General features: G+C 39.6%; 9 protein-coding genes and 1 other RNA gene. 1 reads left to right on the top strand and 9 read right to left on the bottom strand.

The window, feature by feature from the left end:
* Window positions 1–103: 103 nt before the first annotated feature.
* From LC455_RS08600 to LC455_RS08570, 7 genes are all read right to left on the bottom strand, one after another.
* On the bottom strand, window positions 104–1,177 hold the full coding sequence (locus tag LC455_RS08600) for a glycoside hydrolase family 88 protein (RefSeq protein WP_223589917.1): 1,074 nt from the start codon (window positions 1,175–1,177) through the stop codon (window positions 104–106).
* A 14-nt stretch (window positions 1,178–1,191) separates the two neighbouring features.
* A complete protein-coding gene (locus LC455_RS08595) occupies window positions 1,192–2,844 on the bottom strand; it encodes an MFS transporter (RefSeq protein WP_223589915.1) in 1,653 nt (550 codons plus the stop codon).
* A gap of 23 nt (window positions 2,845–2,867) precedes the next feature.
* Window positions 2,868–4,688: a hypothetical protein gene (locus tag LC455_RS08590; protein WP_223589914.1), complete on the bottom strand. Its 1,821-nt coding sequence runs from the start codon at window positions 4,686–4,688 to the stop codon at window positions 2,868–2,870.
* Window positions 4,689–4,714: 26 nt separating this feature from the next.
* Window positions 4,715–6,031 carry a D-arabinono-1,4-lactone oxidase gene (locus tag LC455_RS08585; RefSeq protein WP_223589912.1) on the bottom strand — a complete coding sequence of 439 codons (1,317 nt, stop codon included), beginning with the start codon at window positions 6,029–6,031 and terminating at the stop codon, window positions 4,715–4,717.
* Complete coding sequence (locus tag LC455_RS08580; protein ID WP_223589910.1) at window positions 6,019–7,209, bottom strand: amino acid deaminase/aldolase; 1,191 nt, start codon at window positions 7,207–7,209, stop codon at window positions 6,019–6,021. Before LC455_RS08580 ends, LC455_RS08585 begins: the two co-directional genes overlap by 13 nt.
* Before the next feature lie 595 nt (window positions 7,210–7,804).
* Window positions 7,805–7,888, bottom strand: an RNA gene (gene ffs / locus LC455_RS08575) — signal recognition particle sRNA small type.
* Window positions 7,889–7,974: 86 nt separating this feature from the next.
* Window positions 7,975–8,919 (bottom strand): phosphotriesterase family protein, encoded by a 945-nt coding sequence (locus LC455_RS08570; RefSeq protein ID WP_223589909.1) that lies wholly within the window; start codon window positions 8,917–8,919, stop codon window positions 7,975–7,977.
* A 217-nt stretch (window positions 8,920–9,136) separates the two neighbouring features.
* On the opposite strand from LC455_RS08570, the gene LC455_RS08565 reads away from it, so the two are divergent.
* Window positions 9,137–10,372: a multidrug effflux MFS transporter gene (locus LC455_RS08565; protein ID WP_223589907.1), complete on the top strand. Its 1,236-nt coding sequence runs from the start codon at window positions 9,137–9,139 to the stop codon at window positions 10,370–10,372.
* Window positions 10,373–10,417: 45 nt separating this feature from the next.
* Here the strand turns inward: LC455_RS08565 and LC455_RS08560 are convergent, their stop codons facing one another.
* Both LC455_RS08560 and LC455_RS08555 read right to left on the bottom strand, forming a co-directional pair.
* Window positions 10,418–12,112: an L-lactate permease gene (locus LC455_RS08560; RefSeq protein ID WP_223589905.1), complete on the bottom strand. Its 1,695-nt coding sequence runs from the start codon at window positions 12,110–12,112 to the stop codon at window positions 10,418–10,420.
* Between the two features lie 400 nt (window positions 12,113–12,512).
* Entirely contained in the window at window positions 12,513–13,289 is a 777-nt protein-coding gene (locus LC455_RS08555) for an IclR family transcriptional regulator (protein WP_223589903.1), read from the bottom strand.
* Window positions 13,290–13,292: the final 3 nt, after the last annotated feature.

The following is a 13,292-nucleotide window of genomic DNA, read 5'->3' as shown; positions in this document are numbered from 1 at the left end:
AAAATTGGAGAATCTATAAAATTTACTATGATTTGACGTTTGTTATTCCGGAATTATGGGACAATAAAAAAACGCTAAACTCAATGACAAGTAAGGTCAAGTTTCATTTGATTACTCCTTCAATGATCAATTTTTTATATTCAATTCCTGCAAAAAATAATGCAGCAAGTCCGTAGCTCCAGTCTCTTGATCTTTGAAACGTATATTGCAGCTTGTAGCCTAACTTTGGAAAAATAGGAATTGGAATCGTCGGACCGCTAATATGTCCTAAACTGATGAGTCCATCTCGGAAATCTAAATCAGCGGCGACTGCCTTAAACGCCTTCAAACCAGGTTCCAAATAGTTGCGATCGAGGTAACCAGAACGAACACCGTGCATCCACCCCGAGGCAATTAAAGCTGTTGCGCTACTTTCTTTTTTGGTTGTTCCTGGTTTGTTAAGCAATGTTTCAAAATAGCCATCTGGTCGTTGATAAGAAATTAATGCCTCGCTTAATTCTTGTAAAATACGGATTGCTTTGTTGCGCTCTTGACCGTTTTCCAAGTTATCTATTAACATTGGCAGCGCACCGACAACCCAGCCGTTCCCTCTCCCCCAATAAAGCTTTTGTGGATACTGCTTTTTTAACCGAACCCAATAGCTATGAACAAACAATTTGTCGTCCGGAGCTTTCAAATATTTTTCGAATAGCTCTGGCTGAATTTTAGCAAACTCCATAAGCCACTCTTCTTCTTGTTCTCTCGCATAAAGACTAGTAAACACTCCGTACATCATTATCGAGTCGACCCAAATACTTTTCGGATAAAATTTTCCTTCAAGTGAGTGACCCAGATGGTTTGGCATATTGTGGATAATTTTTTTTGAGTGTTTAATATAGGTAAGGCCTCGATCAGTTACCGAACGATAGTCTTCATTTTCAAAATGTTTACTTAAATAATACGTCGCCAAAATCGGCGCTAACGTATCCGACTGATCAACGCGAAGCCCTTTTTTTAGATGAAAGTCAACGTATCGTTTGATGTAATCTGTATAACGCGCATCACCTAAAAGGTCGTTCAGCTGACCAAGAGCGTGCATCAGTAACCCTTCCCCCCACATCCACGGTAATTTCTCCGGTACAAGACGTTTCGTGGTCGCATCAGCTAACTCTAATATTTTTGGAAACAACTGATCCATTGGCATCCTCCAAACTAAACTAACCATTTTTTCAGTTCTTCTTCCTCTTCCTTGTTTTTATTCTTTTGTTCGTAAAATTTTAAAAGCCTTTCGTGAATAGTACGGCTTAGCGGATAATTTCGAGCGATAAAAATAGCTAACAATAGTAAAAGCGACGGCAAGACAAAGATAATGATTCGCAATCCTGTCATAAATGACTCCGGCTGATTATAGAAATTTACCGATTTTAAAGTTGAATTCTTACTGAAATCGTAAACATCGGTTACTTTCAGTCCCTTCTCGACAATCATACTGTCTTTCTGTTCATTATTTAGGCGTATTTTCAAGACATCTTTGTCAAAAACATAGTCCATTTTTTCATTTGTCAGCAATTCAACTTGTTGCATTTTCATATCGATTCGAATATCATCGTTTCCATCATTTTGCAAATCAACTATTAACATCGCTTCTTTATTGATGAAAGCGGTTGCATTTTTAGGGATAATCATCTCACCCGGCTGCATATAGCCAGAAAGTTGAAGCATTAAACCAATCGTCCAGATACCAAAAGCGGAAGATACCTTTCGTAAAAATGCCATAAATCCGGCAAATGAGCCACTTCGACGCTCACCAAATGCTAATAGCGACACATCGGTAACGTCAGGAAACATCACCCACGGAATCACAATACAAGCCGTCAACCCTAACCCAACAACTGCCGATATCATAAATATCGTTTCAATCGGCCAACTGTTACGGTAAAACCCAAGAGCAACTGTGCCAACAATAAAAATCGCTGCGCCAATCATGTATGTTTTCGGCTTACCTATCTTTCCAGCAAGCATGACGACAAAAAACAACATGATGATTTGCGTAATGAGCATGGTCCCGAGTACAAATTCGAGTAAATCTTCTCGATGAATCAAATAGGTCATATAGTACGTAAAAACGGCGCTTACTACATCCATGACGAAAAAGGCGGATAAATACATCCCCATTAAGGAGCGATACGTTTTTACTCGAAAAGGAGAAATGATTTCGGTTAAGCTAAACCGGCGCTTTTCTTTAGGAATAGGTACACGCTCTTCGCACAAAAGAAATATCCCAAGATAGGGAATAGCATAGAAAATACTGAAAATAAGCCCCATGAATAAATACCCTGTTTTCTCAGGAAACATCCCTACAATAACCATCGGTAAGACTGCACCAATCAAGGAGGAAACCTGCGAGAAAAATAAGCGAGTTCCGTTCACCTGATCGCGCTCTTTTATGTCTTGACTAATTTCACTTGAAAAGGCAGTATAAGGAATCGTTACAATCGTAGAAACGGTTGAGTAAAAGATGTAACTAAACAACACAAATAAAAATTTCCCTAGTATACTATCAAAATTCGGCGCAAACCAGAGGAGCGTAAAGGCAATGACGATGAGAAAAAAACCCGCTAATATATAAGGTTTTCTTCGGCCAAACCTTGTTCGCGTATTATCTGTCACAACTCCCATTACAGGATCAGCAATAGCATCCCATATTTTGGATACTAAAATAACGGTTCCAGCAAGAACAGGATTAATGCGGACAACATCTGTCAAAAATCTTAAATAGAAAAAGCCAATGATCAGCTGGGCACCGCCGCCAAACAGATCACCTGATGCAAACGCAATCATCTCTTTTTTCGTGATCTTTTTCATAGCATCCTCTCCGTTTCAGCTATTTACTTTTGCTCTCTAACCCCCAAATCAAAATTCAGCTTTAACCGATGCCCCTTGCAAGTAAATTCCAGCTCGTTCGCTCCCCTGTCAAAATTGCCATAAGGTGATTCTAACTGCCTATATTGATCCTCTATCCGCTTTCCATCTACATAAAGGCTATCTTTATATTTCAGCGTATAATTCCTATATTTTAGTGTCAGCTTTTCAAAGTGAATATTAGTCTCTTTGATTCGTTTTTGAAATTGCTCATAACTTTCACCTGAATCTGAAATTTCAAATATCCAATAGGTCACTTTACCATGTTGAATGAGGTCATAACGGTCATTTGGATTAACGGTAAAGTCACCTCCACCAATTAATGCAACGTGAACGCCTTCGTTTGTACCGAACGCGTACCTTCCTTCAATATGCGCCTGTTCAAATCGATCGATGGGAAAGTGCGCATGGGTGAATTCAATTCGCTGCTTTTCCATAAAGCCCTTTCGTTGATCCACTTTATATATTGACAAATGGACATTTTCAAACTGTACACTATGAGGGTGAATGCCGTTTCCAACCCAATAGGAAGGCGAAAAGTTTCGTGCATTGTCATCAAAAATCGGCGCAGCTGGATGTGTTGAAAAAATACAAATGTCCTTATTTAAGGTTGCTTGCCAGATGTGATGTTGGTCTCCAAATGTTCCCGGATAATAATTTTGTGCAGTTGATAAAATATATTTGGCTGTCCGGTAGGTATAAGAGTTCACCTTTTGAATGGCGACACCGTTTGACACTGGATTTAATATCTTTGTCACGAAGGGCAATAAAAAACTAAGAGACTTTATATCTAGCATTCTTAAATTCTTCAAAAAATCATTTGCCTTCATGTTGTAGTCTCGAAACATTCGCATCGTTTCGCGAATAGACTGCGGGTTTGTAAAACTTTCCATTGCCCATTGAATATAGCCAGCCGTCTCTTCGCCTTTTTCAGCACGAAGCTGCTCAAGTTCGTCCAAATCATGTCCCATACTTGTTTTAATTACGCTAGGCTCTTGATCGTTCGCCATTTCAAAAATGACTTTTGGCAGCTCATAATTTTTGCATAAAAAAAGATTGGCACTAATTCGTGTATAATCTAATTCTTGCGTATACCGGTTTCCGAATAAAAACTCATTAATTTGAAGCACATCTTGTGTTAACGGTTCACGTTTTTGCAATTCGTAACAGCGCCCACTGGTAACCGAAAACAAACCTTTAAATAAATGCATCGCCATATCTGCCAAAATTAAATCCATAATAATTGCCGCTTTATTACGAATTTCTTCATCACCAAAATCAATGAGTAAAGCTAGAGGTGCAATATCTTCTTCATAATACGTGTTGGAGTGCCATTCAATAAAACCGTGTTCAAAACGATGTTTCAACCAAATCAAAATTTTTTCCCTAAACTTCCCACTCAGTTGCGCCCCCGTTAAACCTGAATTAATAAATCGCTCATTTGGGTAGTAACGGCCTGCAACATATGCACACGAAAAAAATAGGATCTGGTGATTTTCAGACCAATAACACATGGAGTCGTCACCCGGTTCATCCATCCAGTACTTGAATGACAAAATGGTATTTTTCATCTTTTGAATCGTGCTGTCCGTCAAAAGAGGCGAATAAGAATACAAGGTTCTTAAAACGGTGACCATCCTAAAATCTGCACAGTCAAGGCGGTAATCAATAAATTTCAGTAACTCTAGTAGTCCTCCTTCGTCAATTTGCTTCCCTTCATCTAAATCTTTAATTTCTTTAAAAGATTTCGGCCCCATTTTAATACTCATTGGAATATCCCGGTCCATAACACCCCACCCTTCCTATTTGCTTGTTACTCGTTTGCGAATAACTTTTTTAAGTGATCGTTTAAGAACATACCATTAGGATCAAGCTGTTCACGAATCTTTTTGAAGTCTTCTATTTTTGGATAAAGTGTTGTTAAATCATCTGCCTGAAGTGTATGAAGTTTCCCCCAATGAGGTCGTCCATTGTAACGGCGAAAAATCGCCTCGACATCAGCAAAATATTTTTCATGAGCCATTCCTTTATACATATGAACAGCAATATACGCAGAATCTCGGCCGTACGCTGGACTAAGCCAAATATCGTCACCTTTCACATAGCGACATTCAACAGGGAAATGAACGTGATAGCCGTTTTCCTGGACAAGTTGATGAATTTCACGAACAACCGTTTCCATCCATACAGTTGGAACACTATATTCCATTTCATTAAAACGAACAAGACGAGTGGTTGTAAATAATTGATGTGTATAACCGACATCTTTTCCTGTATCAACAAATTTAGCTGACAAACGGCTGATGGTTTTACTCATGCTTGGAACGGTTCGACATACACGCGAAAGCGCGCCAAATAAAGCATTTTCCATGACCATTTGGTTCAAATCACGCCAAAATCGATTGCTGGGTAATTGATTGGTTGCTTCTTTCATCAACTTAACTTGGACGGTATCCGTGTGCGGAAACCAGAAAAACTCGAAGTTGCGATAATGATCTCTAAACTCCTTTAAATTTTCAAAACATTCATCTAAGGATAACCGTTTACTTTCGTATGTGAGAACAGTCGCCGGTATGACGCGCAACGTTACTTTCACCATAATCCCTAACATCCCGAGTGAAACTTGCAAAGCTCTAAAAAGTTCAGGATGACTCTCACGATTACAAGTCAATACTTCCCCAGCAGCTGTCACGACTTGGATTTCAACCGCTTGTGTCGCAATACTTCCAAGCTTCATTCCGGTTCCATGCGTTCCCGTACTGATTGCCCCGGCAATCGATTGTTTATCGATATCACCTAGATTTTCTTGCGCCCAGCCTTGTGCATGAAGAGCTGCGCTTAAATCGCTTAATTTCGTTCCTGCCCAAACACCAACTGTTTGTGATTCTGCATCCACTTTTTCGACACCCGCAAGATGGTCAAGTGAAACAAGAACTTCATTTGTATGCACAACGGGCGTAAATGAGTGTCCCGAACCAACCACACGAATCCCTTGTCCTTCTTCTTTACACCGTTTTACTAACGAAACGACATCTTCAACACTTGCAGGAAAAGCGAGATGTGATGGTTTACTTTGAACAATTCCAGACCAGTTTTTCCAAGTTTCTTGATTTTCTTTTAAAGAAAACATTGACCATCCCCCCGATAAGTGGTTACTTTATTAACAATTTCACCTTTTGAAACACAATAAAGATGATTAAATCGTTCGCAAAGCTCACCAGCTTTCGCATGGCGCAAAAAAATAGGATCCCCGAGCATTAATTTTTCAGTCCCCCTGTAAACAATCGGTGTCTGTACTTCTCCCGCTCCTTCAAGGGACAATAACTGTGCGTCTTCTGGTAAATACGGCTTCGGCAGTTTATCGTTTCCAACTGCTCCTGATGCAATGTAACCCCCTCCAGTACATGTAAATATGTGGGTATCAGGCTTGCGAACAATTTCAATCGCAAAGCCTGCCGCTGGCTTGTAATGAAAATCGCGATAATTGTCAAATAACCCTGGGGAGAAAAAACCCGACCCGACTGTTACTTCTGTTACAACGTCTTCACTTGTAGTTGTATGTAAACTGCCCGTCCCCCCGCCATTCACAAACTGAAGGGAAATCCCGTAGTTTTCAATCATTTGAATCGTCGCAGCTCGTTTTTCAGCAAGTTGCTTAATCGATTGTTTTTTTAGAAATGTAACCATTGTATTTTTGGCCATTTGCTTCGGATAGTGGTCACCAACACCAGCAATTTGGGCTTCATATCCCATTACACCTACCAAACAAACAGACGAAGATTCAATTATTTTTTCAACCACTTCTTTCAAATCCGCTACACTACGAATAGGTGAGCGCCATACGCCGAAATGAAGCCCCGTAACATCCATTGACATGTCAATGTCTAGACAGAGCGGGAGGGTTACATTGAACGCTTCGGCCATTTTGTTAAGATGATGGACATGTTCGACAGAGTCAACCATTAAGGTAATCCTTTTTCCTTGTTGGTTGAGCTGACAAATTTGCGCCACAGCTTCTGAATCCCAAATTGGATAGCCGATTAAAATATCTTCAATTCCTTCGTTCACCAGATACATGGATTCATTGGCCGTAAAACACATCACACCTTGAAATTGCGCATGTTTCTTCAATATGTAATTTAAGATAAAAACACTTCTAATGGATTTCGTCGCAATTCGAATGTTCTTTTGTGCTGCTGCTGTAACAATCCTTTCAATGTTTTCATCCAATAAATCGAAGTCGACAAACGCAAATGGTTTAGGTGTACTTGCAAATATTTTCTTGTAATAGTTATAATCCTGTTCCATTCCATCCATCCTCTCCGTAGTTAATTAAAAAACGACAGTTCACCTATCGCCATTAAAATTTCTTATTGAACATAAGCACCATTAATTGAATATGTATGCAAATACGAGTGTTAATATCGTAATAGAACTGCGAAATTCGTTATCATTAATAACGTGGAAGTAATATCTCAAACAAATAGAAAGGGTTAAAATTGCTATTCCAATATAAACCTAAATTTATCAAAATTTTTAAAATCATCAATTAATTATAACTGAATAATCGAACTTTGTAATTTGGGGGAATTTCACCATTTTTTTGAAAAATCACAAATGAAAATAGGAACTGCTGCTTCTGCAACTCCTTGTACTACTACAAACAAACCCTCTTAATAATGCTAAAAGCAGTGCGATTTCTGGTGTGAAATCCACTGCTTTTTACTTGTTTTTATATATGACTATTCTTTGTGGGTACTCAAAAAGAAAAAAGCAGGCCTTGTGATTTGGCCTGCTAATTACTTTGTTAAACTATTTATTTTTTTAAGTGTGAATTATACTTTTCTCCCTCTCAACCGAACGGCTTAAAATGACAAGAGTTTAGCGTTTTTGATTTGACGTTATGTAATAGCCCACACAATTTCACTAGTTATGGCTGCTGCGTTCCCGCCCTGACCAAGTTCTTAGCTACCTTGTTGGACTAAGAAGTTCCGTTAAGAACTTACGAAATAAATATATCATGTATCCAAATTGGAAGATAGCTGTAAATTTTGGTAGTCCTAAAGTCCTAAGCTAATACCCCTCAAACCAACGGCGGGCATTATCAACCATCATGACATTAATTTGTTCCTCGGTTACACCATTTCTTCTTAATTCCGGGATAATCTCTTCGAGAACAAAGCTCATCGTCCATTTAGGGTTCATTTTCTCAGCTGTACCTTCTGGATACCAATCAAGGGTACAACAATAGTCTTGTGATAAGAACATGCGGTCTGCATAGCCTTGTTTGGCTAATTCGATAACGGTCGTGTTTCGATTTTCGGTGGTACATTCCCTATTTAACCCATATCTGTCCATTCCAATAAAAGCACCATATTCGAGAACCTTCAGTATATATTCCATGTTATCGGTATCTCCAGTATGTCCAATAAGTACCCGTTTTGGATCCACTCCCTCTTCTCGAAGAATTTCAAGCTGCATTAAGCCTGTTCCGCTTTTTGGGTGTGAATGGGTCATAATCGGAACACCTGTCCGTTTATGAGCTCGTGCCGCTGCACGAATAACCTTTTCAACATCTGGAGTAATCCCTTGTGCATCGGTGGCACATTTTAAAAAGCCAGCCTTAATGGATGTATTTTGAATACCGACTTCAATATCCCGGATAAATAAATCCGCCATATAATCAATATTACGATTCTGAAAGTGCGGCGGGATATAGTAATAAGAGTAGATTCCGGTTGCAGCAATGATTTGAACACCAGTTTCACGTGCGACCCTTTCAATAAAACGGATATCACGGCCAAGTTCCATCACAGTGGGATCACAAATGGTTTTAACACCAAGCGCTTTAACTTTGTTCACTTGCTCCACTGCTTTAGCAAACTCTTTCTCTTCATCATACAAATGTGGAAACTGGACATAGACAGATTCAGAACGAACACGCATATGTTCATGCACTAACGTCAACCCTAAATCGGAAGGATCAACTTGTCCTGTAACAGAATTGATCAGTGTCATTTAAAAATCCCCTCTTCATTGATTGAGTTTTTTTGATTTTGTAATATTAGGAATTATCTGATAAAAATTGTAGCAATTCTATTCCTGTTAAGTCAATTTTTTTAATAGTTTCATAGGTCTACGTTTAAAATAATCATTTGAATTCCTTAATCTAGAAAAATCTGTTAATCTTAAGTAACTAATTGAATTTGCCTAAATGGAAGGAATGACTTATTTTATGGGGAATTTATTACAAAAGCCAGTGAATAAGCAGGAAGTACTTTCTCGTTCTCAAAGGTTATGGATGGCGATTGTCCTCGGTTCACTTGCCGCATTTGGCCCATTATCCATTGATATGTATTTACCGGCCCTTCCAAATATCGCCAAAGATTTCCATACTAACGCTTCGTCCGTTCAACTCAGCCTATCGTTTTTCGTGATCGGCCTAGCATCGGGTCAGCTGTTGACAGGACCAATCAGTGATGTAACCGGACGCCGTAAACCACTTTTGATTGGCTTAATAATTTACTTCATCGTTTCCCTTTTATGCGTATTTAGCCCTTCCATCTGGGGATTAATTATATTACGTCTTATCCAGGGCTTTGCCGGATCAGCAGGAATTGTAATCTCAAGGGCGATTGTCCGTGATTTATATTCTGGAAGCGAATTAACCAAGTTTTTTTCGCTTCTCGCATTGGTAAACGGGCTTGCCCCTATCCTCGCTCCGGTTATAGGTGCCCAGCTGCTGAAAGCATTTCCCTGGCAAGGTGTCTTTATTGTTTTAAGTATCATTGGACTCGTGATGTTTTTTATCATTCTTTTTGGTATGCGAGAAACGCTGCCTGAAGAAAAGCGTTCGGCTGGCGGCATTAAGAATACATTTTATCCTTTTTTAAAACTGTTATCGGATCGAAGCTTTATGGGATATGCTTTAGCACAAGGATTAGTCTTTGCCGGTATGTTTGCTTATATTTCCGGTTCTCCTTTTGTCATTCAGGATATTTATGGAGCCTCCCCGCAAATGTTTAGTCTGATCTTTGCCATCAATGCAATCGGAATCATGATCAATAGCCAAACGGCTGGGAGATTGGCCGGGAGAATCCCTGAATCGAACCTGTTCAAATTTGGCTTGGGAATGGCCTCAATAGCTGGTATTATTTTGCTGCTTCTTTTATTTTTACAGGCAAAGTTAATCTTCGTTTTGATTCCATTATTTTTCGTTGTTTCCAGTGTAGGTATGGTGAATACAGCAGGATTTTCCCTTGCCATGCAATCACAGGGGAAAAATGCTGGAAGTGCTTCTGCATTACTTGGAGTAACCTCATTTGCCTTTGGCGGTATAGCGGCTCCTTTAGTTGGAATCGGTGGCGGCCAGACAGCGATACCGATGGGTATTGTGATTGTTTGTGCCGGAAGTGGAGCAGTACTATCTTATAGAATTCTAGTAAAGAGAAAAAGAAAAGATATATCGTAATAAGCAAAAGAGCAAATGGGCTCTTTTGCTTTTTTAGTATATCTATTAAGGAACCATCCAACCTAATAAACTACTATTTTGCAAGAATGTCATGATACAGACAATTACAACCAGCACAATACTATGCTTAACAGTGAATCGGAACAAGTCGGCTTCTTTTCCTGCTAGACCTACGGCTGCACAAGCTACTGCAATGGATTGTGGGGAAATCATTTTTCCGGTTACGCCGCCTGAAGAGTTCGCTGCGACTGCTAATACCGGATCCATGCCAAGGTTCAGTGCTGTAACCTTTTGCATTGCACCGAACAATAAATTTGATGATGTATCAGAACCTGTGATAAATACACCTAACCAACCAAGGATTGGTGAGAAAAAGGCAAATAGGGAACCTGTTTTCGCGAGCGTCATTCCCAGTGTCGTACTCATCCCTGAGGCGTTTGTCACGTAGGCAAACCCTACTACCGATGCAATTGTAATGATTGGATACTTTAGTTCATTCAACGTTTCCCCAAAAGTTGCCACCCATTCCTTCCAGGAGATTTTTACAATAAACTTTGTGACAAAGGCAGCAATGAGCACCGATGTACCGGCAGCACCAAGGATTTCAAGTTTATAAATGGCCGCGACGGGAGCTCCAGCAGAATTAATGACTTTATTATTTAAAAAAGGAACTTCAGGCATAAGAGTTAAGGCATGACCTAGAGTGTTAATCGCTTTCAAAATCGCGTTCGTTCCTTCATAATGACCAATCAAAGCCAATTTGACTGTTGGAATCCCCCAAATTGTAATAAAGGCAGTTAGTACAAGGAAAGGTGACCATGCTTTAAAAATTTGGCCTCCAGAAAATTTAAGTTGCTTATTTTGTAGTGAGTGGGCGGTAACAGCAGAAGCCATTTCCTGTTCGGCTTTAAAGCGGAATATCGTTTTCGGTTTCCAGAATTTTAAGAAGATGGCTAAGGCAAATAAGGAAACTAATGCAGATAAAATATCGGGAAGTTCTGGACCAAGGAAGTTCGAGCTCAAGTATTGAGTCACTGCAAAAGTGATCCCCGTGATTAATATGGCGGGTAAAATTTCCATGGCTTTTCTAAAGCCAGCCATGATGACAACTAAATAAAACGGAACGAATAAGGATAAGAATGGCAATTGCCGGCCGACCATTTTGGAAATTTCGATTGCAGAAATTCCAGTAGGCCCTTCCACCGCAATGATTGGAGTACCGATTGCACCGAAGGCAACTGGTGCAGTATTGGCAATTAAACAAAGGCCGGCAGCGTAAAGAGGATTAAACCCAAGACCGACAAGAAGTGCGGCCGAAATGGCAACCGGAGCGCCAAAACCAGCGGCCCCTTCAAGGAAAGCCCCGAATGAAAACGCTACCAAAAGAGCTTGAAGACGTCTATCTTCCGTAAGTGAGACGACCGAATTACGGATTATATCAAATTGGCCGGTCTTAACAGTTAATTTATAGAGGAAAACCGAAGTAATGATGATCCAGCCGATTGGCAAAATTCCATATACTGCCCCCTGTGTGGCTGACATGAACGCCATCCCGGCAGGCATCTTAAATGCAACGACTGCTAAAATTAAGGCAATTAGGAGTGTTGTTAATCCGGCCACATAGCCCTTCATACGCTTAACGGCTAAAGCCCAGAAAAAATATAAAATTGGTATAAGTGCTACCAAAGCGGACAGTGCGAGACTATCTCCTACCGCTGTGAAATTTTGTGTAAAGGTCATAGTTTATCCCCCATCATTTAAATAATAAGTTTCCACGGAACATCTTGTGTCCCATCATCAGAATCTTTGTTCTGATGGAAAAGATGAATAGGATCTATGATGACTGATAAATATGTAAGTGATTGAGAAGATGCAACTCTATCAATACAAAAGAATCTTTTTCAATTTGAAACTTCACACCCCTCCTTGTTTCTTATTGCGAAACACCGTTTTTAAATTGTTGCATAGGAAGAAACATTGTTATATAGCTATAATAAAGTTTGAATTAACAACATTAAATCCTTCTTCATTATACTATTTTTTTCCTTAATTTCAATAATTTTTTAGAAAATTCTATTTATTAAGAAATAAAAAAACATTTGACCAATATACCGTTATATCAGCCAAATGTGTGCTTTCCTTAAATCATTCTGCTTTCAAAACCAAGCCGCGCTGAAATTTGTTTGCCAATGTGAATCATTCGGGCTTGAAGCTGGTTCAGCCGTTCCTCAGTCATTCTTATTGTCGGCCCCGAGATGCTGACTGCTGCAATGACTTTCCCTAAGTGGTCAAAGATAGGTGCGGCAATGCACGTGATGCCATACTCATTTTCTTCCAAATCCAGTGCATAGCCCTTCCGCTTCACATCGGCCAATTCTCGAATGAAATCCTCTTTATTCGTAATGGTTTTATCTGTATGCATCGGCATGCCCTTACGCTCAAGGATATCCAGTACAACGTGTGAAGGAAGATAGGCAAGGATCGCTTTGCCAACTGAAGTACAATGCATAGGAGCCCTTTTTCCTACCTTGGAATGCATCCTTAGTGTCTCATTGCCTTCTAATTTTTCAATATAAACTACTTCTCCTTGATCATAAACGACAAGATGGATGACTTCATTGGTCTCGCTTTCCAATTCCTGCAGGAAAGGCTTTGCCTCTGTCCTTAAATCAATGGATTCTAGCAACTTTGAACTTACTTCTAAGAATTTATATCCAAGCTTATAGCGGCCGGTATCTTCATCTTGCTCAACATAACCATACTGGACAAGTGTTGACAGGATCCGGTAAACAGAGCTTTTATTGATATCTATTTGATTGGCAATCTCTGTAACACCAAGGCCGCCCTTTTTTAAACTGACCAAAGTAATGATATCCAATGCCCGGCTTACAGATTTGACCATATTCTCTCTCTCCACAAT

The organism is Neobacillus bataviensis (genome assembly GCF_019969725.1).
The sequence above is the reverse complement of the archived record's forward strand: the minus strand, read 5'-3'. Positions and strand labels throughout refer to the sequence as shown.